The organism is Agathobaculum sp. LCP25S3_E8, assembly GCF_052117165.1.
Taxonomy (GTDB): Bacteria; Bacillota; Clostridia; order Oscillospirales; family Butyricicoccaceae; genus Agathobaculum.
On the sequence record NZ_JBQKJR010000001.1, the window covers coordinates 175105 to 200738 of the forward strand.

A 25634-nucleotide genomic window follows, 5' to 3' on the forward strand; every position below is an offset into this window, starting at 1 on the left:
TTTTCATCCTTTCTGCGCCGAGCGGCGCACGAACTGCGCGGCAAACGCCGGGTTTGCGCGAAAATACAGATGCGGAAAACCCGCATAGAGCGTTTCCGTCGCGTGGACGCACGCCCATGTGCGGCCGTTTGGCTTGCATGCTTCAAAATCCACACCCTCATCGCTCGACACCGCATAATGGAACGCATGCGCACGTATCTGTTCTCCTGCGCGGCACAGAAGGTTATCCCGCCGCGCGGTCAGCGTCACATAGCCGAAAGGCTGTAGCTTTTTGGTCAAATGCGCATCCGCATCGATGACACCAGCCATTTCCTTGCCGTCCAGCGTGCGGTGCAGATAGAGGAAGCCGCCGCATTCCGCAATCGTCGGCAAGCCGCCGCGCACGGCGGCACAGATGCTGTCCCGCATTGTGCGGTTTTCCGCCAGACGCGCCGCGTGCAGCTCGGGATATCCCCCGCCGAGATACAAGCCATCGATTCCGTCCGGCAGTTTTTCGTCTGCAAGCGGAGAAAACGGTACCAGCTCCGCGCCGAGCGCCCGCAGCATGTCAAAGTTATCCGCATAGTAAAAACAAAACGCGTGGTCCTGCGCCACCGCAATACGCACCGGACGGTCGATGACCGGCGCAAGCGGCGCGGTTTCGTCCGCAAGCGGCAGCGCGGTGCGCGAGAGCGCCAGCAGACCGTCAAGGTCAAGTCCCTGCGCCGCCGCGTCGGCCAGCCGGTCGAGCTTGTTCGATAAATCCCCGATTTCCGCCGCAGTCACGAGTCCGAGATGCCGGTCGGGGATTTCCGCATCCGGTACCGGCGGCAGAAAACCGTAAACCGGCAGACCCGCTTTTTCCGCGATTGCCCGATAAAACGGGTACATTGCTGTAGTTACGCCGTTGAGAATCACCCCAGCGAGCGTGTTCGGCGCAAAATCCCGAAACCCCTGTATCTCCGCCGCAAGCGACAGTGACTGCCCATGCGGACGAACGATAAGCACAGCGGGCGTGTCCGTCGCACGCGCTAGATGCGCCGCCGAAGCGGTATCGGTCGTACCGGAAACGCCGTCGTAAAAGCCCATCACGCCCTCGATGATACCGACGCCGTCCGTCGGAATGTGACATGCCAGCTGCCCGCACACCTCGCCCTCGTCCACGAAAAACAAATCAAGGTTGCGGCTGGGAATGCCGAGCGCCTCGGTATGGAACATCGGGTCGATGTAATCCGGCCCGCACTTGAAGGCCGCAAGCGGCACACCGCGGCGCTGCAAAGCGCGCAGCAGCGCAGTCGTGACCGTCGTTTTGCCGCAGCCCGAGCCAGTGCCCGCCAGCAGCAGGCGGGGTGCGTTATTCTGCATCTTGTCCCCCTCCCGACAGGATAAAAACCGGATTGAGCGCGGTCATCATGGTATACGGCCCGACCGCACGCCCGCGCGCGGCGGCCAGTTGCGAAACCTCAACATTCGAAAAACCCAATTCCACCAGCGCGCGCCGTGTTTCCTCCAGCGTTTCCAACGCAATTGCAGTGACCACTACGCGCACCATGGGATTTTTGCTCCTAGCCAGCTCCAGAATGCGCCGCATCGCGCCGCCGCTGCCACCGACGAACACACAGTCCGGCGCAGGCAGTGCCTCCAGCGCTTTGGGGGCATGTCCTGCTATCACTTGCACATTGTAACCGCCCAGTTTTCGGCGGTTTTCTCTCAGCAGCGCAAGCGCGTCCGCATCCCGCTCAACCGCGTATACCATGCCGTCGCACGCGCGGCGGGCAAGCTCCAGTGTCATCGCGCCCGTCCCCGCGCCCACATCCCAAACCGTGTCGCCCGGCTGCACGGCCAGCCGACCGCACGCCGTCCAACGCACTTCCTCCTTGGTCATGGGCACCTTCGCCCGTGTGAACATACTGTCGCGCAGGGGGGTAGCCGCGCTTACCGCATCCGGATGCGCAATCAGCAGCACGACGAGGTCGCCGCAAGGCTGCGCGGCAAGCGCTTCTGCCGTCGCCGTCTGCACGCGCTCACTCTCCATACCGAGATTTTCTCCCATATGCACAGTCAGCCCGCCGAGTCCCGCATCCATAAGCGTCCGGCATACGGTTTGCGCGTTCTGCGTCCCGCCGGTCAGCACAAACACCTTTTTGTGATAACTGACCGCACCGAGAATGCTGCCCGCGCGCCCGTGCAAGCTGCGCACGCACGCATCATCATAGGAAACACCCAGCTTTGCGCAAAAGTATTGCAGACTGGACAGGCCGCACACCAGCCGAACGTCCCCGTGCGGTGCAAGCTGCTCCCGCAGCCGCGCAGCCGCGCTGAAAAAGCCTACGTCGCCCGAAACCAGCACCGCTACCGTTTGTCCATTTGCCCCCACCGCGCGTGCGGCGAGTTCGGTAAACGGACAAATCTGCGTCTCCGGCCCGATGGACGCAAGCCGGTGCGTTGCGAGCACAGCATCCGCCACATCCAACGCGCGGCGGGCTTCGCCGGTCAGCGTGTCCGGCGTACCCATCCCCGCGCCGATGATATAAAATATGCGAGCCATGACCGCCCTCCCTTTGGTATTTACAGCGCTGCGAGGCTCTCGTCTGCCGCCTGCACCGTGAACGCTAAGTCCTTCTGCGTGTGCGCGGACGAGACAAACATCGCCTCAAACTGGCTGGGCGCGAGATATACGCCTCGCAATAACATTTCATTAAAATACTTTGCGTATTTTTTTGTATCGCTCGTTTTTGCGGCGGCAAAGCAGCCCACCGGCGTATCCGTAAAGTAGGGGCAAAGCAGCGAACCAACCTGATTGACCTGCATTTTAATACCGTGCTTTTCTGCGCTTGCCCGCAGATGATTGGCAATATACTGCGCAGAAGCCTCCATAACGGCGTAAATCTCCGGATGGTCGGTCAGGATTTGCAGCTGCGCCAGTCCCGCCGCCATCGCAACCGGATTGCCGGAGAGCGTGCCCGCCTGATAGACCGGCCCGCACGGCGCGACCTGCTCCATAAGCACACGGCTTCCTGCATATGCGCCGACCGGCATGCCGCCGCCGATGATTTTCCCGAAGGTGACAAGGTCGGCGCGCACGCCGAAATACGCCTGTGCACCGCCCGCCGCCAGACGGAAACCCGTGATGACTTCGTCGAAAATCAGCAGCGCGCCGTGTTTGTCGCATAGGTCGCGCAGCCCCTGCAAAAAGCCGTCTTTCGGCGGGACAACACCCATATTCGCCGCGACCGGCTCGACAATGACCGCCGCAACCTCCCCCGGATTGGCATCCAGCAGGCGCTCAACCGAAGCAAGGTCGTTGTACTGCGCCATGAGCGTATCCTGTGCCGCGCCGCGGGTCACACCCTTGGAGTCCGGTTCGCCTTGCGTAAGCGCGCCCGACCCTGCGCCGACCAGCATGGAGTCCGAGTGGCCGTGATAGCAGCCCTCAAACTTGATGATTTTGTCGCGTCCGGTCGCGCCGCGCGCCAAACGCAGCGCGCTCATGACCGCCTCTGTGCCGCTGTTCACCATGCGCACCATCTCGATGTGCGGCACCATCGACACCATTTTTTCCGCCATTTCGACTTCCAAAGCGGTCGGCGCGCCGAACGACAGGCCGTTGACCATACGGTCATAGACCGCTTTCAGAATATCGGGGTGGCTGTGGCCCAATACCATCGGCCCCCATGAACCGACGTAGTCGATGTATTCCAGCCCATCCTCGTCCAGAATGTGGCTGCCCAAGCCCTTGACGATAAAGCGCGGGCTGCCGCCTACCGCGCGGAATGCACGCACCGGCGAGTTGACGCCGCCTGGCAGCACCTTTTTGGCGCGCTCAAAAAGCTGTTCCGACCTTGTCATCAGCCGATATCCCCCTTCCGAATCGCATCCGCAAGCTCACAGGCGTAATAAGTAATCAGAATATCCGCGCCCGCGCGGAAAATGGATACCGCACTCTCGCACATCACGCCGTATTCGTCAATCAGCCCCGCTTTCGCGGCGGCCTTTATCATCGCGTACTCCCCCGAAACCGCGTATGCTGCAACCGGCAGTTCAAACCGCTGCTTGCACTGATACACAAGGTCAAGATAGCTCATCGCGGGCTTAATCATCAGAATATCCGCGCCCTCGGCAACATCGAGCGCGCACTCGCGCATCGCCTCTCGGCTGTTGTGCCAGTCCATCTGATAGGAACGGCGGTCGCCGAAGGATGGCGCAGAACCCGCCGCGTCGCGGAACGGCCCGTAAAAGGAAGACGCGTATTTTGCAGCGTAGGACATAATCGGCACACCCGTAAACCCGTTCTGGTCGAGCGCACCGCGGATGGCCGCAACGCGGCCATCCATCATATCGCTCGGCGCGACCATATCCGCGCCCGCTGCGGCGTGCGACACCGCAATCTGCGCCAGCCGTACAATCGTCTGGTCGTTATCAACATCGCAGCCGCACAGGATGCCGCAATGTCCGTGGCTGGTGTATTCGCACATGCACACATCGGTGATGACGTACATCTCAGGGGCCAGTTCCTTGATTTTGCGGATGCCCTGCTGCACGATGCCGTCCTCCGCCCACGCGCCCGAACCGATTTCGTCCTTTTCCTTCGGCAGGCCAAACAGAATCACGCGCGACACGCCGTGTGCGCGGGCGCGCTCGACCATGCGGTACAGCTGGTCAGGGGAATAGTGATACTGACCGGGCAGCGAGGGAATCTTCTCATAGATGCCCTCCCCCTCCATGACGAAAATCGGCCAAATCAGGCTTTCGGGCGAAAGGCGCGTCTCGCGTACCATGCGGCACAAGCTGTTCGATGTGCGCAGGCGGCGCGGGCGAATGCTGTCATTGAACATTTATATCTCCTCCTTGATGCAGGCGACCAAGTCGTCTATGGTTGCATTTTTTGCAATTTTCACGTTGTTGTAGTACCGCTTTGCGGCGTCTGCAGTCTGCTTACCGATGCAGAACGCGGTAAAGCCGGTGCAGTCCGCGCCGATGGCCTCGGCAAAGCCCTCGACCGTCGAAACGCTGGTGAATGTCACCGCGTCAATTGTACCGGCAGCCAGCAGCCCGCGCAGCGCATCCGCTTTGTCGCAGCGATGCACGGTGTCATAGAGCGGCACATCGGTCACGCGGATACCCGCGGCAGAGAGCTTTTCGGGTAATATCTGCCCGCCCTGCGCCGCGCGCAGCAGCAGCGCCGAACCGCCCTGCGGCATCGCGGAAAGCAGCGCATCCGCGAGGTGTTCCCCGTCGTACTGCGCGGGAATCAGGTCGGCGGTCAGGCCGTAAGCCGCCAGCGCATCCGCCGTTCCCTTACCGATGGCGGCAATCTTACAGCCCCAGAGCGCGCGCAGGTCGCGGCCAAGTTTGCGCAGCGCATGCACCGTCGCAGGCACGCCCGCCGGACTGGTGAACACCGCCCAGTCATGTGAATACTCCAGCGCCGCCGCCAACGGCTGTACGTCCTCACGCTCGACGGTTTCGATGCACGACGCTTCGATGACGTTTGCGCCCAGCATGCGCAGCCGCGCGGCGAGTGTACCCGCCCGCGCTTTCGGTCGGGTCACGACGATGGTTTTGCCGTGCAGCGGCAAGGGCGTAAACCAATCGAGCGCATCGCTGAGTGCGCACACCCGCCCGACCACGATGAGCGCCGGGCTTTGCAGCCCCGCTGCGCGCACCGCGCCCGCAAGGTCAGCAAGGGTTGTCACCACCTTGCGCTGCGTACCACGCGCGCCGTTTTCGATGACGGCGGCGGGCATGTCGGGCTGCATGCCCGCGCGCAGCAGTCCATCCGTCACCTGTTCCAAAGCGGTCAGCCCCATCAGGAACACCAGCGTGCCATTCAGCCGCACAAGGCTGTCAAAGTCAATTTTCAGTTCCCTACCTGCGCGTGCGTGCGCTGTGATGATGTGCACCGACGAGGTAAAGTCCCGGTGCGTCACCGGAATGCCCGCGAACGCGGGCGCGGCCAGCGCACTCGTCACGCCCGGAATCACGCGAAACGGCACGTCGTTTGCCAGCAGATGCTCACACTCCTCGCCGCCGCGCCCGAACAGAAAGCAATCGCCGCCCTTGAGACGCACGACATTTTTCCCCTCGCGCGCCAGCCGCACCAATATTTCGTTAATCTCCGGCTGCGGCACAGGATGGTGATGGTTTTCTTTGCCGACCGATATTTTTTCCGCGCGCGGCGAGATGAGGTCGAGAATATCCTCGCCCACCAGTCGGTCATACACCACCGCATCCGCCTGCGCAATTGCCTGCGCACCCGCTGTCGTCAGCAGTCCTTTATCGCCCGGCCCTGCGCCGACCAGCGTTACCGTTCCTGTCATACCGTTCCCTCCGCCTGATGTTTGAGTTGCAGCGCAAGCGTACGGCCGAGTGACACTGCTTCCACCCGCCGTCCGGTCACCGCGCCGCGCACCATATGCTGCTCATCCGCCGTCACATACAGCCCGCGCAGATGCAGTGTATCACCCCGCGTTTCGGCATACGCCGCAACCGGCGCAAAGCACCCGCCGCCGAGCGTGCGGATAAACGCCCGCTCTGCCGCCGCGCAGTCGCGCGCGTCCATGTTATCAACCAGCCGCGCCGCATCCTCGCATTCGCCCACGCGGCCCTGCACAGCCAGAATGCCCTGTCCCGCTGCGGGAATCATTTCATCTACCGAAAAATACCGGCTGATGCGGTCCTGCAAGCCTAGGCGGTGCAGCCCGGCTGCCGCCAGCACCAGCGCGCCGTATGCGCCGCTGTCGAGCTTTTTAAGCCGTGTCTGCACGTTGCCGCGCACGGGCTGCACGTCGATATCGGGAAACAACGCTTTCAGCTGCACCCGCCGCCGCGCGGACGCGCAGCCAATCGGCTTTGCCTTATCCCACACGCCGCTTTCCGGCAGCACAAGTGCGTCGCGCGCGTCCTCGCGCTTGGTAAACGCCACGAGCGGCAGACCGCCCGGCTGCTCCATCGGCACGTCTTTTAAGCTGTGCACGGTCAAATCGACCCGCCCGTCCGCCAACGCGCGGTCCAGTTCCTTGACAAACAGCCCCTTGCCGCCGACTTTGTCGAGTGTTCTATCCAGAATTTTGTCGCCCGTGGTTTTCATTGTGATGAGTTCACACTCGCCCAGCGCGCGGCAGACCTCCTCGGCCTGCACGACCGCCAGACGACTGTCCCTGCTGCCCACTCGAATCATGTCATTTCCTCCAATACTGCGCGGATGCGCTTTGCCGCCGCCGCCGTTTTGCCGTGCGCCGTGCCGTCCGACACCACGCCTGCCGTGAGTCCTCCGCCCTCGCACACGGCGGGAAAGAAAAAGGTCGATTCCGCCGCGCAGTCGGCCACGCTGCACGGAATATGCAAATCCGCGCAGTCCGCCGCGATGCGGTGATTCACCTGCCGGTCATTCGTGGCCGCGACTGCCAGAAAAACGCCCGAAAGATCGCTTTTCTCATAGCCGCGACGATGGTCGACCGCGATATCCGCCGGACTTTCCGGCGCAACCACCGTCACCGCCGCGCCGAAGCGCCGCAAAACGCCCACGCGCCGCGCGGCAATTGCTCCCGCGCCGAACACAATGCATTTTTTACCCGCGAGCGAGACAAACAACGGAAAGCGCGGCGTGGGCTTGGGCTGTTCCTGTACCGGTGCCGTCCATCCAAAGCGCGCCGCGAGAAAGTCCTGCATTTCTGCCAGTGTTTTGCCCTCTTCCGCCCGCGGACGGGCGATAACAAGAACGGTCGCGCCTACTTCGCGCGCCGCCGACAGTTTTTCCGCAAAACCGCCCGCTTTGCCCGTATCCTTGGTGACCAGAATACCCGCGCCGGTCTGCCGCAGCAGAGCCGCGTTCATTTCATGCGAGAACGGCCCCTGCATCGCAACAATCTGCGCGCCCGCAAAGCCAAGCAACGCGCACTGCTCGAGCACGGAGGCGCTCGGCAGCACCCGCGCGACCAGCCGCTCGCGCCAGCCCTCAACCGCCGTAAACGCTTCCAGTTCCTTGCTGCCGGTTGTCAGCAGCGCGCGTCCGGGGTGCACATTCAACCAGCGCACGGCAGCGGCGGTATCAGGGACGGTAATTACGCCCTCGCTGTCCAGTGCGGGACGCAGCAAACGGACATATTCCGCGCCGGTCTGCGCGCAGGCCGCGCGCAGATTATCCGAAACCAGTGCGGCATACGGATGTGTTGCATCCACCAGCAAGGTATCCGCGTCCAGCACGGCCTCCATCGCGTCCGCGTCCAGCCGCCCCTCATGCACCGTGATGCCGCGCATCGGCTCCATAACCGCCGCGCCGTAGTCGGTTGCAACGCAAACGTCCGCGTTTCCGCCGCAGGCTGAAACAAAGCGGCACAGCGCGTGTCCCTCGCTCGTACCCGAGAAAATCACGAGTTTCATACGCCGCGATACCCCCGCGGCGTGACCATACGCCCGTTTATCACGCGTGTGCGGCTGTTGCCGACAAACACGGTCGTCAGCATATCGACCTGCATATCGCGCAGTGCACCGAGCATCGTCAAAGTATATGTCTCGCCTTCGCGACCGATGTTGCGCACCGTGCCGCACACCGTCTCAGCAGGCAGCGTTTCCAACAGGATATCGCACGCGCGCTGCAAATGGTCCACCCGCTTTTTGCTTGCCGGGTTATACAGCGCAATACAGAAATCGCCCTGCGCCGCGCCCCGCAGGCGTTTCTCAATGACCTCCCAAGGCGTCAGCAGATCCGAGAGCGACACACAGGCGAAATCGTTGGTCAGCGGCGCGCCCAGCACCGCGCCGCCCGACAGCGCCGCCGTCACGCCCGGAATAACCTCGATTTGGATTTCCGGGTCCTGTGCGCACACCTCGAACAGCAGCCCCGCCATGCCATACACACCTGCGTCGCCCGACGAAACGACTGCGACCGTATGCCCTTCCTTCGCTGCGTCGCGCGCCGCTGTGCAGCGGTCCACCTCGTGCGTCATGCCGGTCTGGATGCGTGCTTTGCCCTCGATTAATTCTGCAATGAGGTCAAGGTACAGCCCGTACCCCGCCACGCAGTCGCACTGCTCCAGTGCGCGCACCGCGCGCAGCGTCATCTGCTCCGCGCCGCCCGGCCCGATGCCGATGCAATACAGCTTCATCTACCGCTCCCCTTTCTCATATGCGCAAGACATGCCTCCAGCCTGCCCGCGTCCACCAGTTCCTTCATGCCGCCCAGCAGCAAATCCACCGTTTTGCCGACCGCGAGTTCCATCAGCCCATCCATATCGCCTTCCCGGTACAAATCACCGTAGGCATGGTCAAAATGCAGCCGGTCGAGCGCGGTATCTTTGATTTGAGCAATCACGGGCAATGCCTGCCGGTAGGCATGCCACCGATAAAACTCCGCCTGCTCCTCCTCCAGAATGCGCGCCGCCGCCCGTTTTGCCGCGTCGTTGCGCGAATCGTCCAAATCGCCCAAATCGTCCAGGTTATACAGCGTCACGCGCGCATCTTCGCCCGCCGCCTGCTCGATATCGCGCGGCATGGCAAGGTCGAGCAGCAAACGCGGCGGCTGGCGCAAATCACGAATCTGCTGCGCGGTGAGTGTAAAATGCGGGCTGGTCGTTGCGCTGACCGCGAGGTCCGCGCCCTCCAGCACCTCACACCGCCGGTCATACGGAAAGGTATCGCACCCGGCGGGGACAATCGTCTCGCCGTGATGATAGCTGCGCAGCGTGACCGTTACGGCGCAGCCCTGCGCGCGCAGCGCCTCCGCCGCGCGGCGGCCCATCTCTCCATTGCCGATGACAACCGCGCGACGGCCTTCCAGCGCACCGAAAAAGTCCTGTGCCCGCCGCACACCCGCCGTCGCCGCAGACGCGGGTACGCCGGTGAGCCTGACCTCGGTGCGCACGCGCTTGCCCGCGGTCACCGCGCGGCGAAACAGTGTGTCGAGCACGCTGTCCATGGTTTTTGCCTCACGTGCAAGCGCAGCGGCATCGCGCACCTGCGTGAGAATCTGGTCGTCCCCGAAAATCTGGGATTCCAGCCCCGCCGCGACCGCCATCAGATGCTGCACGCACGTATCGCCCGTGCGGGTCACGCTCAACCCGCGAAACACCGCCGCGTCAAAGCCCGCTGCGCGGGCAAGCATAGCGAGCGGGTCAAGCGACACGCCATCCTCACCGTGCACATACAACTCGGTGCGGTTACAGGTCGCCAGCAGCACACAGCCCGCAACGCCCGGCATTTCGGCCAACTGCGGCAATAACGCCTGCACCTGTCCGCGCACGAACGACACGCGCTCCCGCTGTTTGAGCGGCGCATGCACAAAATCAATTCCCATCATTGTGAGGTTCACAATTTCCGTCCTCCAACTGTTTTTCATCAAAGTCCGCGCGCCAGTCCTGCTGCGCAAGCGCTATGGTCACGCCGTCTCCCGCCGTTTTTCGGCAAAGCAGCACACCGCCTGCCGCAGCGCATACTGCCGCGCGCTCGCACACGTTATCCACACCGACCGTGCGCGCGACAAAATCCGACGGCGTAAAATCGCCCGGCAACGCTCGCAGCGTCTCCGCGGAAAACACAGTCAGCGGCAGGCTGTATGCTTCGCAGAACCGCAGCAGCCCCGGCTCGTTTTGTTTTACGTCAATGCTGGCAACGCCGCGCACCGCCGTCCATGGCACGCCTGCGGCATCCAGTGCGGCCAGTGCGGCCTGTTCAATCGTCTGCGCGCCCGTTCCCTTACGACAGCCGATACCAAGGAAAACGACACGCGGCATCAGATGCAGTGTGTGCGCAAACGGCGCGGCTTTGATGTCAAAGCCGATGTAAAAACCGCTTTCCGGTGTGCCGTCCAGCGTCACCTGCGCGGGCAAGCGCCCCTCGACCGGAAAATCCGACCGCAGCCCGACTGTCTCGCCGCGCAGCAGCGCACCAGAAACGTATTTGATATTTGCCGGGTCAACCACCGTGCAGTCATGTGCCGCCGCCCATGTATCAACCGCGAAAGCCGCGCGTGCGTCGGTTGCGGTCGTGATGACCGCCTGCGCGCCGAGGCCGTCCGCCAGCCGCTGCGCCAGCGCGTTCGCGCCGCCGAGATGGCCGGACAAAACCGGAATGACAAACCGCCCCGCCTCGTCGATAACCAGCACCGCCGGGTCGAACGCCTTGCCCGCAAGGTACGGCGCGACTGCGCGCACCGCAATGCCTGCCGCCCCGACGAACACAATCAGGTCACAGTCCACCATCGCCTGCTGCGCAAAGCGCGAAAGCTGTGTACCGGAAAGCGAAGGGTCCACCGTGCGGGCATACCGCTCGGTCAAAAATTCAGGTAAAAGCGCCGCTGCTTTGCGCGCAGTCTGCGCGCCGACGGCAGTGAACGAGACAAATTTCGCGTGCTTCATCGGCTGGCCTCTCGGAAGCCCGTAGAAAACGACGGGTCGTATAACTTTGACCGCTCATAGTCGTCACCCAGAAAACCGCCGACCGTAATCAGCGCGGTTTTGGTCACGCCCTCGCGTGCAGCAGCCTCGGCCAGCCCCGCCACCGTTGTGCGGATGACCTTTTCGTCCGGCCATGTCGCCTTATAGACGATGGCGGCGGGCGTTTCGGGGGCATAGCCGCCCTGAATCAGCCGCGCGGACAGTTTTTTCATCTGTCCCGCGGACAGGAAAATCACCATCGTTGCGCCGTGCGCGGCAAGGGACTCAATCTGCTCTTTCTCCGGCACGGGCGTGCGCCCCTCCATGCGGGTCAGGATGACCGTCTGGCTGACGTTCGGCAGCGTATATTCAGCTTTGAGCGCTGCCGCCGCGCCGCAGAACGAAGAAACGCCTGGGCAGACCTCGTATGCCAGTCCCAGCCGGTCGAGCGCGTCCATCTGTTCGCGGTGCGCACCGTACACGCACGGGTCGCCCGTGTGCAAGCGTACAACCGTCTTACCCGCCTGTGCCGCTGGCGCCATAACGGCAATGACCTGTTCGAGCGTCATTTTGGCGCTGTCGTATACTTCACAGCCGTCCTTTTTATACTCGAGCAGAGCAGGATTGACCAGCGAACCCGCGTACACAATCATGTCCGCTTCGCCCAGCAGCTTTGCGCCGCGCACGGTAATCAAGTCGGGCGCGCCCGAGCCTGCGCCGACAAAATAGATCATGCCTGCCCCTCCTTTACTAGAATGATGGAAAAATATCCGGTCGGCTCGTCCAGTTCCGCAAGGTCGGTCACAATGCGCTGCCCTTCCATGCCGCACCGTTCGACCAGCGCCGCGTTTGCCAGTTCTCCGCGCGCGGCCAGCGTGTCGCGCACCTCCAAAATCGACTTGCCCGCCTTCATCAGCACGCGGCTGCCGGGTAAATCGAGCGCTGCATCTAACCCTCCGTGTGAGGCAGGAATGATATGCAGCATTTCACTGTCCTCGCACAGTGCGCGGCCCAGTGCGGCCGCCGCCGCACAAAAGGACGGCACGCCCGGCACGATTTCGGTCGCGTAGCCGCGCGCCTGCACGCGCCGCAGCACATACCAGCAGGTCGAATACACAGTCGGGTCGCCGAGCGTCAGGAACGCCACGGTTTTGCCCGCGTCCAGCTGCGCGCAAATGTCGTCCGCCGCGCGGTCGTGGCAGGCATCGCGCTTTGCCCTGTCGCGCGTCATCGGCATCTCGCAGTGCAGCACCGGCTTGTCCCCGATGTACTGCGCCGCGATTTGCAGCGCGGTCTGTTCGCCCGCCCCCGACTGCGGCACCGCAATCACGTCGCTCTCCCTCATCACGCGGATGGCTTTGGCCGTCATGAGTTCCGGGTCGCCCGGACCCACGCCCACACCGTATAATATTCCCTTGCTCATACTGTCTCCTTTAACCGCTCACACAACGCCCGCGCTCCGGGCGACTGTGTCAGAATGCCGTATTTTCCTGTAAACATCACAAACTCCACTTGTGCTTTGCCGCGCAACCGCAGCCGAAGTCGCTCTTCCATCGCCTTGCCGATGCGCGCCATCACCGCATTTCGCAGTCCGGCGGCATCCAGCAAGTCGATGCAGGCATCGACCGATACCGCGCTCATCAACCCTTCGAGCGTCGCGCGCTCCGCACCAGCGAGCGCCGCGTGTGCGGTGAAAATCTCCTGCCGCCCGTCCGCGACCGACGAGTGTGTGTTCATCACGCCTGCGGCCAGTTTGACCAGCTTGCCCGCGTGACCGACCAGCAGAATGTCCGCAAAGCCGCGGAACGCCGCATGGTCGAGCGTCTCTCCAATATAGTTGGAGCACTTGACCGCCCGCTCGAGGTCCAGCCCCAGCGTGTCACGCGCAAAATCCGTACCATAGTTGCCCGGACACAGGAACGCAATGCGCTGCCCTGCGGCGTACAGACTGTCCAGCTCGAGCCGGATGGTGTCCACCAGCGCCTTTTCGCTCATCGGTTCGACCACGCCGCTTGTGCCGAGGATGGAAATGCCGCCCATCACGCCCAGATGTTCGTTATAGGTCTGTTTGGCCAGTTCCTCTCCGTTTTCCGCCGAAACGACGACCGAAAAGCCGCCTGTGTAACCGGTTTCGCGGGCGGCACGCTCGACCGCCGCCGTAATCTGGGCGCGCGGGCCGGGATTGACGGCAGCCTCGCCCACGGGAACCGAAAGGCCGGGACGCGTCACGCGCCCAACGCCCGTGCCGCCCTCGATTGCAACGCCGCTTTCCGCGCGGCGCACCGCCGCCGAGATACGAACACCGTTCGTCACATCCGGGTCATCGCCCGCGTCCTTGCATACGGTGCAAACCGCCGCGCCATCCTCCCAGCGTGGCTGCTCGACCGGGAGATGAAAGGTCAGCCCCGCCGGAGTTTGCAAGGCGATTTCAGCAGGGGCTGCGCCCGTCAGCAGCAGCATTGCCGCCGCCTGTGCCGCCGCTGCCGCACACGAACCGGTTGTCCAGCCGCGCCGCAGCGCCCGTCCGCCCTGATAGGTCATTTGCTCCATGTTATTTCGGTCACCTCCCCGCAAGCAGCAGGGGCAGGACGGACTGCAAACCCGCCCTGCCCGCTTTTCTCATTGCTCCTTTTGCGCCGCGCGCGCGCTTTCCTGCTTTTTCCGCTCAACAAAACGGCCGAGGAAAAACGCAATTACGCCCACGCCCACACCGGTTTGCACGCAGAACAGCAGGCTTTCCAGCTCACCCGGCAACTCCCCGCCGAGCAGCTGCTCAAACACAGGCGTTGCCCAAGGCTCGTATTCCTCGCCCGTGAGTTCGGCCACCTTTTCGCTGCCCGCATCATCCGAACCGCCGAACTCTGCGCCGCGCAAGGCCAGCACGGGCGTGACAATCAGCACCGCGCAAAGCAGAAGCAGCACAATCATCAGCGTTCTGTCCTTCTTATTCATGCGCCCGCCTCCTCAAATCCAACGGCGCGCAGCTCAGGCTGCGCGTAGGCCTCGAGTGCCATCATGATAATGACGGTCAGCACGCCTTCCAGCACCGCCAGCGGCAGCTGCGTCGGCGCAAACACGCCGAGAAATTCCAGCACCGAACCGGAAACGCCGCCCGTTGCGGACGGATAAGCCACCGCCAACTGCACGCTCGTCACGCAATAGGTAATCAAATCACCCAGCGCCGCCGCCAGAAAAACCGACACTTTTTTATTCACCTTGAGTCGCAGACACAGCCTGTAAATTCCAAACGCAACAAACGGCCCCGCAACCGCCATGGAAAAGGTGTTCGCGCCCAATGTGGTCAAGCCGCCATGCGCAAGCAGAATCGCCTGAAACAGCAGCACAATCACGCCCAGAACGGACACCGCCGCCGGACCGAACAGGATTGCGCCCAGTCCCGTGCCGGTCATGTGCGAGCATGAGCCGGTCACCGACGGGATTTTGAGCGACGAAATAACAAAGATAAACGCGCCCGCCATCGCCACCAGTGTCACCGCGCGCCGGTCGCGCGCCACGGTTTTCTTGAGCGAGAAATACCCCGCCAGCAGGAACGGCAGCGCAATCACGCCCCACAGGATGCACATGTTGGGCGGCAGAAAGCCCTCCATGATGTGCATGGCGCCCGCCGTCGGCGCGACACCGCACAAAAGTGCGGCACAGGCCGTCATCCGAACCAGTTTTCGTTGTTTTTGTGTCATATTTTCTCCTTTCCCGCGAAAAAATGCGGATACAAAAATACGCCGTACCCCGATGCTTCCCACACATCAGGCCGGCGCTGAACGCCCGCCTCTCCCTTTGCCGGAGAGCCGGGCTGACGCACAACCGGCCATCGCTCGTAGCCGTATGCGCTTCCATCCCAAAAGGCAGGTATTCTGGCTCGGGTGTCCTCACACGCAGCCGGTCTTCCCGAGCCATCCGGCTCAGTGACGCATTCGGCAGCGCGCTCTTCCCTTACAGCGGCGGGACCGCAGAGGATTTGCACCTCTTTCCCTATTCTCCTGCCGGAGAAAATGGCAGGCACCTTTTGATTTCCGGACGCAGGCGCCCGGAAGAAGCATATTCATTATATCACGCTCGGAACCGCTGTCAACACAAGCGCTCCGCATTGTATCGAATTCTTCCAAAATCCGCAACATTTCTCTAACGCCGCTGCCGGTCGAGCAGATGGGCAAGTGCCTCCGGCGTCCGCGGGCAAGGCACATCCGGCAGCACCAATTCCCGCGCGCGCAGTGCGTCCCACACCTCCATCAGCATTGGGCGGCGCAGATGCGCCTGCCGCAGCACGGCTTCATCCGCCAGCACAGTCTGCGGCGGGCCGTCGGCAAGGATACGCCCTGCGGAAAACACCACTATGCGCGTTGCCCAGCGGAAGGCAAAATCCATGTCGTGCGTAGAGATAAGCAGCGTCCGTCCCTCGTCCGACAGGCGGGCAAGCACCCGCTCCAGCCGCTCCTCCCCCGCAGGGTCAAGCGAGGCCGCCGGTTCGTCCAGCAGGATTATCTCGCTCTCCATCGCCAGAATGTCCGCAATCGACACACGCTTTTTCTCCCCACCCGACAAATCATGCGGCGGACGCGCGCGAAACGCCTGCAAATCCATGTAATCCAGCGCGTGGTCGACGCGCCGCGCGACCTCCTGACGCGGCAGACGCAGATTCATCGGTCCGAAGGAGACCTCTGCCGCGACGGTCGATGCGATAATCTGGTCATCCGCGTTCTGGAACACAATTCCGACCTGTTCGCACAGGGTTTTACGTGTCTTTTTGTCAACCGGCTTACCCCGTAGCAGGATTTGACCGCTCTCCGGTGTCAGCACCCCATTCAGGCACAGGAAAAAGGTGGACTTCCCCGCCCCGTTCGGGCCGAGCACCGCGATGCGCTCGCCCGCATGCACATCAAGCGATACGCCGTCCAACGCGGGCGCACCGGAGTCATAGCAAAAACGCAGGTTTTTCGCCTGCAAAATCGGTTGCATCCGTCTTTCCCCCTTCTTTTATCGTACCGCAAGCGTCAAAAGCACCGCCCAGAACAGCAGCATCCAGACAATCTGCGCACCGCGCACCGGCTTTTCCTCTTCCAGAAAGCGCAAATCTCCGTCATAGCCGCGCGCGGCCATCGCGTCCGCATAGACGCGTGAGCGGCGCAGCGCCAGCACCAGCAGGTTGCCCGTCGTGCCGCCGAACGTTCGGCACGAGGTACGGAAATCCCGCCAGCCCAGCCGCGTACCCGCAGCCTGCCGCATACGTCCGTACATATCCAGCAGCACAAATACAAAGCGGTAAATAAGGTACATCAGTTCGCACAGCAGCGGCGGAAGATGCGCGCGGCGCAGTACGTCCACCAACTCGCAGGCAGTGGTCGTCAAGGCAAGCAGATACATGGCGCTGACCGCTCCCAGCGCCTTGAGCACCAGCGCCGCGGCAAATCGCACGCTGTCCGCACTCGCGCATACATAAAACCACGGAAGCGACAGATTCCAGTTGCCCGCAGGTGAGGCAGCAATGTCGCACGCGACGGCCGCGCCGCCCAGCAGCAGAAAGGTCAGCGGCACGAGCAGCAGACCGAAATAATCCCGCAGCAGCAATTTTCCCTTGCCCTTTTGCAGCGCTGCCAGCACAACAATCACTGCGACAGACACCGTAGGCCGGTCAGCGGCAAGGCACAGAATGAGCGTACCCACCGCCAATACGGTTTTAAACATCGGATTCCAGCCACGCATCCCGGATTGATACGCCAGCCGGTCGATTGACCGTGGCCCGTGTGAATGCCGATGCTTCATGTCCCGCGCTCCCTTCCTTGCAATATGTGACATTGTATCGTCCGGGCCGTGGTTTGTCAACCAGATGCAAAAACGACAAAAGGCGCCGCCAAAAGCGACGCCCTCTGCCGCGCGCCCGCAGGCGCAGCAGGTATATAAAGAGAGAAAAGAAGAGATTGGTCTTTAGAACGGGAATTCCACGCCGTACTTTTCGGACAGCTCATGAAATTCCTTGAGCACCGGTTCGGAAAGCTCGATGCCTTCCGAACGGTTTTTCTGGGTTGCCTCATATTCAATTTCACCCGGGATCAGCACTGCATTCGATCCCTCCGCCGGCGGGCAGGCCTTGATGCTTTCAAACAGCGCGTCCACGCTCTGCTCAAAATCCTCAAGCGGCAGGAACTTGCGGATATCGATGACACACATCACGTAACCGATGTTGGACGGCTCCTCAAGGTTCTCAAATACACGCGGGATGTGCTGGCTGTCATTTGCGCCAGCCAGACTGTGACACAGGACATCGATAATCAGCGAAATCGCATATCCTTTCGGACCACCGAACGGCAGCAGCACGCCTGTGTTGGCCGCAACCGGATCGGTTGTCTTACGGCCTTGTGCGTCCAGTGCCCAGGTATCCGGAATCGAGCGGCCTTCCTTCATGGCCAGCGCAATCTTGCCCTTGGCGACAACGCTGGTTGCCATATCGCATACCAGCATCGGGTGCTTGCCTGCGGGCACCGCGATGGATAACGGATTGGTACCCAGCATCGGCTTTGCACCACCGAACGGCGCAACCAGTTTGGGAGTATTGCATGCCTCAAACGCAATCATACCTTGTTCAGCCGCATGCATGACGTAGTAACCGCCGAAGCCGTGGTGAGAAGCATTTTTGATGGTTGCAAATGCCACGCCGGTTTCGCGCGCAGCATCAATGCATGCCTCCATTGCCTTCCAGGCGACCGTAGTACCCATACCGTTGTTGCTGTCAACCGTCAGTGCACTGGGAGCCGTCCTGATAATCGTCGGCTCCGCCTTGATATCGGACGCACCATGCTCCACACGGGACAGATAGCCGCGGAATTTGGTGATACCATGTGAACGCACATTACGCAGATCCGCGTTAATCATATTATCGATAAAAATCTTTGCATTCTCAGGCGTCATACCGGCCTTGACCGAGACTGCCTCGCCAAATGCGCGAATGGTTTCCACCGGGAACTTCATATACAAGCACTCCTTTTCTATCGTTTTCGCTGGGCCGCACTGGGGATGCCAAGGGATTCTCGGTATTTTGCCACCGTGCGGCGCGCCAGCGCCACGCCCTGTCGGTGCAGGCGGTCAGCCAACACCTGATCGCTCAACGGACAGGTTTTATCCTCCCGTGAGATCAACGCTTTGAGCATTTCCAACGCCTGCGCCTGGCTGACTGTTTCCCCAACGTCCAACGAAATAGTAAATAATTCACGCAACAACATTGCACCCCGCGGGGTTTGAATATATTTATCCCGCACGCCGCGGCTGACGGTAGACTCATGTACGCCCATCTCCTCCGCCAGCTGCCGGAACGTAAACGGTCGCAGCGCCTGTCCGGACAATAAAAACCCACTTTGCCGTTCCACGACACGCTGCGCAATGTTCAACAAAGTAATACGTCTTTTTTCAATACACGAAACCACAAAACGTGCCCTTGCAAGTCGTTCACTGTAATACTCATGCACCGCCGGACTGTTATCCGCACGCAGCAGGCGGTCATACATCGCAGATATCCCGACCGAACCCATCCACCGGTCATTGATCTGAATCTGCCATTCGCCGTCGGTATACTCGCAAATCAAATCGGGCACGACATAGCCCACCGTCTCCTCGCTGAACGCCGCAGCCGGATGTGGATTCAACTTGCGAATGGCCTCCAGACAACGGTGCTGAATCAGCCGTGAAATCCCGGTTTCCTTGGTAATCTTTTGGAAATGTCCCGCCGCCAGATCCTCCAGATGGCCTTGCAGCAGCGTTTCAAACGCTGCATTGCTTTTGCCTGCGCGCCCAAGCTGCAAGGCCAGACAATCCCCAGATCTCGTGCACCGACCCCCGGCGGATCGAGCGCTCGCAAGCGCTCCACGCATCGAACTGCCAGCGCCGGGTCAACATGCATCACACTGGCGACCTCCTGCGCGCTCGCGTCCAAAAAGCCTTGCCCATCCAGCGAATCGATCAGAAAGCACATGCAGCGCATTTCCGCTGCATTCAGCACGCGCTCATCCAGCTGACCACGCAAATGATCGCGCAGGCTTATCTGTTCCGGCGCAGGAATATCTCGGTAAGCTGCCTCGTCCTCACCCGAAGCGCGGGAAAGCGATACACGGCATCCGCCTGTCTGCAAAACAGACGCCGCTGTACAGTCCGGCTGTTCAAGCAGCGGATTATCCTCCACCTCTCGCTGCACAAACTGTTCCAATTCATCTCCCGTCATGGCAAGAATGTTAAGAGACTGCACCTGCGCCTGCGAAAGCATCTGCTTTTGTGCCAGCTCCTGCTTTGCATCTATCTTCATGCCTGTCCCTCCCTCGCCTGCGTTACCGCTATTTCCTCGCGATTACCTTACGTGCAGCCCGACATAATTCATCCATGCCAAGACCGTACTTTTCAATCAGTTCTTCCGGACTGCCGCTCTCTCCGAAGCAGTCTCGCACACCAATGCGTTCCACCGGAACACATACGCTTTCCGATACCGCCTCACAGACCGCACTGCCCAGACCGCCGTTAATCTGGTGTTCTTCACAGACAACCACCGCGCCGGTCTCGGACGCATGCCGAATGATATCCTCCCGGTCAAGCGGTTTGACCGTATGTACGTCAACCACACGCGCGGAGATTCCTTCGTCAGCAAGTTTTTCCGCTGCCCGCATTGCCTGATACACCAGATAACCGTTTGCCAAGTATACCACATCGGCGCCATCCCGCACCAGTCTATTTCTTCCAAGTACAAACGGTGTGTCATCGTCGGTGATAACAGGCACCGCTTCGCGCCCAAAACGGATATAGCATGGGCCGGGCGTATCATACAACGCCATGGTCGCTTTATAGGTTTCAATCGCATCGCACGGCACAACCACGGTCATCCCCAGCAGCGTACGCATCAGAGCAACATCCTCAAGCGCCTGATGCGTCGCTCCATCCGGACCGACCGAAATGCCGCCATGTGCACCTGCAAGTTTGACATTCAAGTGATTATAGCAGACCGTATTACGCAGCTGATCCCACGCGCGCCCCGCGAGAAACACACCGTAGGTTGAGACAAAAGGGGTCAATCCTGCCAGCGCCATGCCGGATGCCGTGCCCACCATATCCTGTTCGGAAATACCACAGTCCAGGAAGTGCGACGGATTTTCCTTTTTCACCCACTCTGAACGGGTGGATTTGGCCACATCCGCATCCAGCACCATCACATCCTCATGCTTTTGGCTCAGCTCCAAAATGGCTCTGCCGTAGCCGTCGCGCATCGGGGTATCCTTCATGCCTGCACCTCCAGTTCTGCCATCGCCTGCGCATATTCCTCATCATTTGGTGCTGTTCCGTGCCACTTGGCGCTGTTTTCCATATAAGAAACGCCCTTGCCTTTGATACAGCGCGCCAGAATGACCGTCGGTTTACCCTTGCAGGCCCGCGCCGCCTGATACGCTTCGTACATCTCGCGTACATTATGGCCGTCCGCTTCAATCACATTCCAGCGGAATGCCTCCCACTTTTCGCGCAGCGGATAAACATCCTTGATTTCGCTAACCTCACCGTCCAGCTGTATGTTGTTATAGTCCACAATTGCACACACATTGTCCAGCTCGTGCTGGGGCGCGAACATCGCCGCCTCCCATACCTGACCTTCCTGTAATTCGCCGTCGCCCATCAGGCAGTAAACACGCGCATCCGATCCGCGGCGGCGCAAAGCAAAAGCCATGCCGTTTGCGACCGAAAGCCCCTGTCCGAGCGAGCCGGATGAACAGTCCAAACCAGGCGTTGCGTCCTTTTTGGGGTGTCCCTGCAGGCGCGAACCCAATCTGCGCAGCGTCAGCAGCTCTTCCGGTGGGAAAAAGCCTCGCCGCGCAAGCACGCTGTAAATGACCGGCGCGGTATGTCCTTTGGAGAGGATAAAGCGGTCGCGTTCGTCCCAGCCCGGATTGTGCGGATCGCAGCGGAACTGATCGGTGAAATAAAGCGCTGCCAGCAGATCGGCCGCAGAAAGCGATCCGCCCGGATGTCCCGAACCGGCTGCTTGTGTCATGGTGACAATATCCCGGCGAATCTGTCGGGCGATTTCCTGTATCTTGCGTTCTTCGAACATAAACCCTCCCTACGCTCCCACTGCATGCCGTTGTTTGCACATTTCGTGTATAAACTGTTTAATATGCCTGTCCAAGTGCGTCGAACACCTCATGCGCGCCCTTGAGCACATTCTTACCTCCGTTGACGATGTAATTGAAATCAAAGTTCATGCACAGCCAGTTGGCACCGCGGCCAAGCCAGTCCTTGACAAATTGCTCACTGTATGCGCCGGATACACCGAAGGGCTTGCCGGTTTTGCGCAGAATCTCGCCGATTTTATCAAACTCCGCCTTGGCTTCGGGAGAAGCAGCTGTGTAACGATGCTCCTGCGTGTTCATGCTCATGGCGTAATCATTTGGACCAATGACAAAACCGGAAATACCGGGCAGCGCCGCGATCGCTTCGAGATCCTTGACCACATCGACATGCTCGATCTGTACAATCGTCCAGATGTGCTTATCCTCGTTGGCAGTGTACTCCGCTTTGTCCCACATCGAGTAATTGACTGCACGACGGGTACCCATGCCGCGTACACCATTCGGTGGATAATGCGTTGCTGCAGCAGCTATTTTTGCTTCTTCCAATGACCGAACCATCGGGACGATAATGCCATCTGCGCCCATATCGAGCACACTCTTGATAAACACATGATCATTCCATGGCACACGGACGATACCGGCCACACCCGCTGCGCGGCACGCGAGCAAATGGTTCTGGATATCCTTTTTGTCAATAGCGGAGTGCTCCGCGTCGATCCAGATGAAGTCAAAACCGCAGCCTGCGAGCGCTTCCGTCAGAAACGGACTGTCAAACCCAACATGAGATCCGACCGGAATCCTGCCATCCGTTAGCTTATCGGTGATTTTTTGTAGGTTAAACATATTTTTTCCTCCTATTAATTTTTTATTTAAAACCATCGGCTGTAAGAAACGCTCTTCACCTCCGGCTTTTTTCGCATGCATGATCAGCTGTGCAGATGAATTCGCGGGAATTCCGGATGTGTACATAATTCCGGCACGCGATACCCACACAGAATTGTATCCAGTGCCTGTGCGGCAAACAAATCCATCCGATTGAGCGCCTCGTATGTATAGCAAGCCTGCTGTAAAATCGGCAGCACGCCCGGTTGTTGCCAAAGCTGTTCCCCACTTGGCTGCTGCCGCACGCCCTGTCCAATCGCAGCGCCGGCCAATGTTTTTTGCCAAAGCGCATCACACAGATCAGAACAATTCAGCACCTGTTCATTTGTGATGCACAGCAGGTACGCGGTCGGCTTCATGCGACAAAAGCAGGAACGATCCAACACCCCAAACTTTAGCGGAGCATGGATGCAGACAAAATCGGACTCGGCCAATAGGGTTTCCAGGTTGTCGCACCGCTCAACAGTTGCCGGCAGCATTTGTTCCTGATTTTGCGGCATACAGCAGCTTTCCATTTCAAACGCAAGCCTGCATTTGTGCGCCACCAACGCCGCGGTTTCATCCCATCCGACAAAACCGATTTTTTTCCCGCGCAACTCCGCGTTGTCCGCAGGGGAAAAGGCTGCTGCATTGTGCGAATGAACCAGATAGTCCATGCGGATAATCTGCTTGCAGCAGGACAGCAGCAGCGCAATTTCATACTCGGCACGGGATTCCACTCCCGCCGCATCGCTGTCCACCACCCAAATCCCCAATGCGCTTGCAGCAGACAAGTCGATACGATTTACATCAAAACCGGGTGTGCAAATTACTTTCAGCCGCGCTCCAGCCTGTTGCAGACGCTCGCGCGACCAGCTTCCCTGATGCAGCAGCATTGCATCGCACGATTGCGCCATATCGGTTTGCGCATCAATATCTCGCGGCGCAACCACCAATTCATAATATCGATCCAGCAGATATTGCCGTCCGGAATCCGACAAAGCAGAGTCAACCAGCACGCGTACTTTCATCAAGTGCCACCTACTCCCTTTTATTCATCTGTCTCTCTAGAGACGCAAATCCCGTGCCAAGCTGAAAGATTTCAAAGAAAAAAGAATATTGACCGGATTTCGCCTTTTTTATCGTCGTTATGCATAAACCAACCACGCCGCGTGTTGACTTTTTTCCCTTGTTGCAGTATATTCGAAGAAAGCGTTTCATCTTTGTAGAAACACCGTTTCAAGAAACATTTCATGCACCGACAGGAGGCTCTGCCTTGATAAAAATACTGATGATTGTCCCTTTCGAAGAAATGAACGAACTAGTCTGTCAGGTCTGGAATGAAATCGAACAGCAGGAGCAGCTCTCTTCTTCAGAAGACCGCTATGAGCTGACTATCACGCAGGCCAGCACCACGCAGGAATTCCTAAACAGCAATCCGGATGCAGATGTCATTATCGCGCGCGGCGGCACCGCTTACGATTTGCAGCACAAGCATTTCCATATTCCTGTCATTGAATTGATGATCAGCGCCAACGATATTCTGCAAACCATTTTTGAAGTGCGCGAGCGGTTTGGCGATATTCCTGCGGCAGTGATTGGCTCTCCCAATATGTTCGAAGGATTGGATCGCCTTTTGGAATTTTTCAAAATCAACTGTAAGATTTTTTATCTCAAGGAGAATACCGAAGAGGAAATCTATCGCAACGTTGAACAGGCCGTTTCCAGCGGCCGTCAAATCATCATTGGCGGTATTCGCGGCTGCATCTACGCAGAGAATTTTGGTGTGCATCATACATTGCTGTGCTCCAGCCACGATTCTATCTGGAATGCGCTCATGTCTGCCCGGCAATTGGGCGTCACCAGCCGCCGCAACCGCGAATTTGTTCTGAGCAATCAGGCCATGTTGGATAATGCCTTTGAAGGGTTGATCTCGCTGGACAAAGATCATCGCATCACGGCACTATCCACCGCTGCACAAAAAATCCTGAATCTTGCGCCGGGAAACTGGTATATCGGAATGCACATTCAGGATGTATTACACTCGCCGCGCATCACTGCTGCGGTTTGCAGCAGCCAATCTTATATTGATGAAATTGTTCCTTATGGAAACACGCATCTTTCCTTCAAAAAAGTTGCCCTGCTGCTGCACGGCGAGGAAGTCGGCTGCGTTTTGGCGTTTCTCAATGCAACGCAGCTGCAAGAAACCGAAATCAAGCTGCGCGGCAAGATATATGAACGGGGACATATTGCAAAATATACGTTTGAATCTATCGTTGGCGTATCGTCGACACTGAAAGCGGCAATCGATACTGCGCGTGCCTATGCTTCAACCGCCTCGGATATTTTAATTATCGGTCAAAGCGGTACCGGCAAAGAATTATTTGCGCAGTCCATCCACAATGCCAGCAGCCGCAGCGCACAGCCTTTTGTAGCCATCAACTGCGCCGCGCTGCCTGAAAATCTACTGGAAAGCGAATTGTTCGGCTATGTGGCGGGCGCCTTTACCGGGGCAAATAAAAACGGCAAGCTCGGTTTATTTGAGCAAGCCCATCGCGGTACGATCTTTCTGGATGAAATATCAGAAATCCCACTGGCATTGCAGGGCCGCTTGCTGCGTGTATTGCAGGAGAGAGAAGTGATGCGTCTGGGAGACGATAAAGTGATCCGCGTTGACGTGCGCGTAATTTGCGCCACCAATAAGGACCTGTATACGCAAGTGAAAAAGGGGCTGTTTCGTGAAGATCTGTTATATCGCATTGATGTTCTGGACTTCCGTTTGCCACCATTACGGGAACGCAAAGGCGATGTTCCATTGTTGGCAGAACAGTTTATCGCTCGCTTTTGCCAACGTGCCGGTCGCGATTCCTTGCCGCTCGATCCGGATGCGGCAAGCCTGCTGAGTGCACAGCTCTGGCCCGGCAACATTCGCGAACTGCAAAACTTCTGTGAGCGAATGGTTGTTCTGTGCCGCAGCAACAGCATTGACGCCGCCTTTGTCTCACAACTGCTGGCACACAGCATTCATACTATGACCACCGCCAGCAATACGCCCCGCCGTTCCGCCAATACAATTGATACCGCAAAGCTACGCAAAGCTTTGGAAGAGGCCGGCGGCAACCGGCAGGCAGCTGCCGATCGGCTGGGTATCAGCCGCGCCACACTATGGCGTTATCTTAAGCGCATGGAGGAGTTTTAATTTCTCCTCCTTTCGTTTGCATACCATAATAGAAAAGCGGGGGGGGGGGGGGGGGGGCGCCCCCCCGGCCCGCCGGGGTTGTGTGTGGTCTTTAATTATTCAAGTTGTCTGACC

Annotated in this window: 24 protein-coding genes, 1 pseudogene and 1 riboswitch; of the genes and pseudogenes, 1 reads left to right on the forward strand and 24 read right to left on the reverse strand. The window is 59.6% G+C overall.

Annotation, left to right across the window (positions count from 1 at the left end; genetic code table 11):
• Positions 1 to 3: 3 nt before the first annotated feature.
• The 24 genes and pseudogenes from ACTQ34_RS01005 to ACTQ34_RS01120 form a co-directional block, all read right to left on the reverse strand.
• Positions 4 to 1344, reverse strand: a complete 1341-nt coding sequence (locus ACTQ34_RS01005) for a cobyrinate a,c-diamide synthase (protein WP_441362067.1) — start codon at positions 1342 to 1344, stop codon at positions 4 to 6.
• Positions 1334 to 2527 (reverse strand): precorrin-6y C5,15-methyltransferase (decarboxylating) subunit CbiE, encoded by a 1194-nt coding sequence (gene cbiE, locus ACTQ34_RS01010; RefSeq protein ID WP_441362068.1) that lies wholly within the window; start codon positions 2525 to 2527, stop codon positions 1334 to 1336. Before cbiE ends, ACTQ34_RS01005 begins: the two co-directional genes overlap by 11 nt.
• 20 nt (positions 2528 to 2547) lie before the next feature.
• On the reverse strand, positions 2548 to 3828 hold the full coding sequence (gene hemL, locus ACTQ34_RS01015) for a glutamate-1-semialdehyde 2,1-aminomutase (protein WP_441362069.1): 1281 nt from the start codon (positions 3826 to 3828) through the stop codon (positions 2548 to 2550).
• Complete coding sequence (gene hemB, locus ACTQ34_RS01020) at positions 3828 to 4814, reverse strand: porphobilinogen synthase (RefSeq protein ID WP_441362070.1); 987 nt, start codon at positions 4812 to 4814, stop codon at positions 3828 to 3830. The genes hemL and hemB overlap by 1 nt, the downstream gene beginning before the upstream one ends.
• Entirely contained in the window at positions 4815 to 6299 is a 1485-nt protein-coding gene (cobA, locus tag ACTQ34_RS01025) for a uroporphyrinogen-III C-methyltransferase (RefSeq protein ID WP_441362071.1), read from the reverse strand.
• The gene (gene hemC / locus ACTQ34_RS01030) at positions 6296 to 7159 is read right to left on the reverse strand and encodes a hydroxymethylbilane synthase (protein WP_441362072.1); all 864 of its coding nucleotides are present in this window, start codon (positions 7157 to 7159) and stop codon (positions 6296 to 6298) included. The genes cobA and hemC overlap by 4 nt, the downstream gene beginning before the upstream one ends.
• The gene (gene cobK, locus ACTQ34_RS01035) at positions 7156 to 8361 is read right to left on the reverse strand and encodes a precorrin-6A reductase (RefSeq protein ID WP_441362073.1); all 1206 of its coding nucleotides are present in this window, start codon (positions 8359 to 8361) and stop codon (positions 7156 to 7158) included. Before cobK ends, hemC begins: the two co-directional genes overlap by 4 nt.
• On the reverse strand, positions 8358 to 9086 hold the full coding sequence (gene cobJ, locus ACTQ34_RS01040; RefSeq protein ID WP_441362074.1) for a precorrin-3B C(17)-methyltransferase: 729 nt from the start codon (positions 9084 to 9086) through the stop codon (positions 8358 to 8360). Before cobJ ends, cobK begins: the two co-directional genes overlap by 4 nt.
• The gene (hemA, locus tag ACTQ34_RS01045) at positions 9083 to 10288 is read right to left on the reverse strand and encodes a glutamyl-tRNA reductase (protein WP_441362075.1); all 1206 of its coding nucleotides are present in this window, start codon (positions 10286 to 10288) and stop codon (positions 9083 to 9085) included. Before hemA ends, cobJ begins: the two co-directional genes overlap by 4 nt.
• On the reverse strand, positions 10263 to 11333 hold the full coding sequence (locus tag ACTQ34_RS01050) for a cobalt-precorrin 5A hydrolase (RefSeq protein WP_441362076.1): 1071 nt from the start codon (positions 11331 to 11333) through the stop codon (positions 10263 to 10265). Before ACTQ34_RS01050 ends, hemA begins: the two co-directional genes overlap by 26 nt.
• Entirely contained in the window at positions 11330 to 12085 is a 756-nt protein-coding gene (cobM, locus tag ACTQ34_RS01055) for a precorrin-4 C(11)-methyltransferase (protein ID WP_441362077.1), read from the reverse strand. Before cobM ends, ACTQ34_RS01050 begins: the two co-directional genes overlap by 4 nt.
• Positions 12082 to 12774 carry a precorrin-2 C(20)-methyltransferase gene (gene cobI, locus ACTQ34_RS01060; protein WP_441362078.1) on the reverse strand — a complete coding sequence of 231 codons (693 nt, stop codon included), beginning with the start codon at positions 12772 to 12774 and terminating at the stop codon, positions 12082 to 12084. The genes cobM and cobI overlap by 4 nt, the downstream gene beginning before the upstream one ends.
• Positions 12771 to 13901, reverse strand: coding sequence for a cobalt-precorrin-5B (C(1))-methyltransferase CbiD (cbiD, locus tag ACTQ34_RS01065; RefSeq protein ID WP_441362079.1), 1131 nt, complete (start codon positions 13899 to 13901; stop codon positions 12771 to 12773). Before cbiD ends, cobI begins: the two co-directional genes overlap by 4 nt.
• Positions 13902 to 13970: 69 nt before the next feature.
• Complete coding sequence (locus ACTQ34_RS01070; RefSeq protein WP_441362080.1) at positions 13971 to 14303, reverse strand: energy-coupling factor ABC transporter substrate-binding protein; 333 nt, start codon at positions 14301 to 14303, stop codon at positions 13971 to 13973.
• A complete protein-coding gene (locus tag ACTQ34_RS01075; protein ID WP_441362081.1) occupies positions 14300 to 15049 on the reverse strand; it encodes an energy-coupling factor ABC transporter permease in 750 nt (249 codons plus the stop codon). Before ACTQ34_RS01075 ends, ACTQ34_RS01070 begins: the two co-directional genes overlap by 4 nt.
• Before the next feature lie 147 nt (positions 15050 to 15196).
• Positions 15197 to 15391: riboswitch (cobalamin riboswitch) on the reverse strand.
• A 100-nt stretch (positions 15392 to 15491) separates the two neighbouring features.
• Complete coding sequence (locus tag ACTQ34_RS01080) at positions 15492 to 16325, reverse strand: energy-coupling factor ABC transporter ATP-binding protein (protein ID WP_441362082.1); 834 nt, start codon at positions 16323 to 16325, stop codon at positions 15492 to 15494.
• 18 nt (positions 16326 to 16343) lie between these two features.
• Positions 16344 to 17129 (reverse strand): cobalt ECF transporter T component CbiQ, encoded by a 786-nt coding sequence (cbiQ, locus tag ACTQ34_RS01085; RefSeq protein WP_441362083.1) that lies wholly within the window; start codon positions 17127 to 17129, stop codon positions 16344 to 16346.
• Between the two features lie 162 nt (positions 17130 to 17291).
• Entirely contained in the window at positions 17292 to 18332 is a 1041-nt protein-coding gene (locus ACTQ34_RS01090) for an Ldh family oxidoreductase (protein ID WP_441362084.1), read from the reverse strand.
• Positions 18333 to 18349: 17 nt separating this feature from the next.
• The gene (locus ACTQ34_RS01095) at positions 18350 to 18889 is read right to left on the reverse strand and encodes a hypothetical protein (protein ID WP_441362097.1); all 540 of its coding nucleotides are present in this window, start codon (positions 18887 to 18889) and stop codon (positions 18350 to 18352) included.
• A 30-nt stretch (positions 18890 to 18919) separates the two neighbouring features.
• Positions 18920 to 19656, reverse strand: a pseudogene (locus ACTQ34_RS01100) (RNA polymerase factor sigma-54); the annotation flags it as partial.
• A gap of 28 nt (positions 19657 to 19684) precedes the next feature.
• On the reverse strand, positions 19685 to 20620 hold the full coding sequence (locus ACTQ34_RS01105; protein WP_441362085.1) for a transketolase family protein: 936 nt from the start codon (positions 20618 to 20620) through the stop codon (positions 19685 to 19687).
• On the reverse strand, positions 20617 to 21441 hold the full coding sequence (locus tag ACTQ34_RS01110) for a transketolase (protein WP_441362086.1): 825 nt from the start codon (positions 21439 to 21441) through the stop codon (positions 20617 to 20619). Before ACTQ34_RS01110 ends, ACTQ34_RS01105 begins: the two co-directional genes overlap by 4 nt.
• A 58-nt stretch (positions 21442 to 21499) precedes the next feature.
• Positions 21500 to 22303, reverse strand: a complete 804-nt coding sequence (locus ACTQ34_RS01115) for an HpcH/HpaI aldolase family protein (protein WP_441362087.1) — start codon at positions 22301 to 22303, stop codon at positions 21500 to 21502.
• Between the two features lie 83 nt (positions 22304 to 22386).
• Positions 22387 to 23352 carry an NAD(P)-dependent oxidoreductase gene (locus tag ACTQ34_RS01120; RefSeq protein ID WP_441362098.1) on the reverse strand — a complete coding sequence of 322 codons (966 nt, stop codon included), beginning with the start codon at positions 23350 to 23352 and terminating at the stop codon, positions 22387 to 22389.
• Positions 23353 to 23597: 245 nt separating this feature from the next.
• Here ACTQ34_RS01120 and ACTQ34_RS01125 point away from each other — a divergent pair, with 245 nt between their 5' ends.
• Positions 23598 to 25520 (forward strand): sigma 54-interacting transcriptional regulator, encoded by a 1923-nt coding sequence (locus ACTQ34_RS01125; RefSeq protein ID WP_441362088.1) that lies wholly within the window; start codon positions 23598 to 23600, stop codon positions 25518 to 25520.
• Positions 25521 to 25634: the final 114 nt, after the last annotated feature.

Bases quoted from the DNA above. Each gene is read 5' to 3' on its own strand.
- ACTQ34_RS01005 (WP_441362067.1), bottom strand. From the start codon at position 1,344: ATGCAGAATAACGCACCCCGCCTGCTGCTGGCGGGCACTGGCTCGGGC.
- cbiE (WP_441362068.1), bottom strand. From the start codon at position 2,527: ATGGCTCGCATATTTTATATCATCGGCGCGGGGATGGGTACGCCGGAC.
- hemL (WP_441362069.1), bottom strand. From the start codon at position 3,828: ATGACAAGGTCGGAACAGCTTTTTGAGCGCGCCAAAAAGGTGCTGCCA.
- hemB (WP_441362070.1), bottom strand. From the start codon at position 4,814: ATGTTCAATGACAGCATTCGCCCGCGCCGCCTGCGCACATCGAACAGC.
- cobA (WP_441362071.1), bottom strand. From the start codon at position 6,299: ATGACAGGAACGGTAACGCTGGTCGGCGCAGGGCCGGGCGATAAAGGA.
- hemC (WP_441362072.1), bottom strand. From the start codon at position 7,159: ATGATTCGAGTGGGCAGCAGGGACAGTCGTCTGGCGGTCGTGCAGGCC.
- cobK (WP_441362073.1), bottom strand. From the start codon at position 8,361: ATGAAACTCGTGATTTTCTCGGGTACGAGCGAGGGACACGCGCTGTGC.
- cobJ (WP_441362074.1), bottom strand. From the start codon at position 9,086: ATGAAGCTGTATTGCATCGGCATCGGGCCGGGCGGCGCGGAGCAGATG.
- ACTQ34_RS01050 (WP_441362076.1), bottom strand. From the start codon at position 11,333: ATGAAGCACGCGAAATTTGTCTCGTTCACTGCCGTCGGCGCGCAGACT.
- cobM (WP_441362077.1), bottom strand. From the start codon at position 12,085: ATGATCTATTTTGTCGGCGCAGGCTCGGGCGCGCCCGACTTGATTACC.
- cobI (WP_441362078.1), bottom strand. From the start codon at position 12,774: ATGAGCAAGGGAATATTATACGGTGTGGGCGTGGGTCCGGGCGACCCG.
- cbiD (WP_441362079.1), bottom strand. From the start codon at position 13,901: ATGGAGCAAATGACCTATCAGGGCGGACGGGCGCTGCGGCGCGGCTGG.
- ACTQ34_RS01070 (WP_441362080.1), bottom strand. From the start codon at position 14,303: ATGAATAAGAAGGACAGAACGCTGATGATTGTGCTGCTTCTGCTTTGC.
- ACTQ34_RS01075 (WP_441362081.1), bottom strand. From the start codon at position 15,049: ATGACACAAAAACAACGAAAACTGGTTCGGATGACGGCCTGTGCCGCA.
- ACTQ34_RS01080 (WP_441362082.1), bottom strand. From the start codon at position 16,325: ATGCAACCGATTTTGCAGGCGAAAAACCTGCGTTTTTGCTATGACTCC.
- cbiQ (WP_441362083.1), bottom strand. From the start codon at position 17,129: ATGAAGCATCGGCATTCACACGGGCCACGGTCAATCGACCGGCTGGCG.
- ACTQ34_RS01090 (WP_441362084.1), bottom strand. From the start codon at position 18,332: ATGAAGTTCCCGGTGGAAACCATTCGCGCATTTGGCGAGGCAGTCTCG.
- ACTQ34_RS01095 (WP_441362097.1), bottom strand. From the start codon at position 18,889: ATGGGTTCGGTCGGGATATCTGCGATGTATGACCGCCTGCTGCGTGCG.
- ACTQ34_RS01105 (WP_441362085.1), bottom strand. From the start codon at position 20,620: ATGAAGGATACCCCGATGCGCGACGGCTACGGCAGAGCCATTTTGGAG.
- ACTQ34_RS01110 (WP_441362086.1), bottom strand. From the start codon at position 21,441: ATGTTCGAAGAACGCAAGATACAGGAAATCGCCCGACAGATTCGCCGG.
- ACTQ34_RS01115 (WP_441362087.1), bottom strand. From the start codon at position 22,303: ATGTTTAACCTACAAAAAATCACCGATAAGCTAACGGATGGCAGGATT.
- ACTQ34_RS01120 (WP_441362098.1), bottom strand. From the start codon at position 23,352: ATGAAAGTACGCGTGCTGGTTGACTCTGCTTTGTCGGATTCCGGACGG.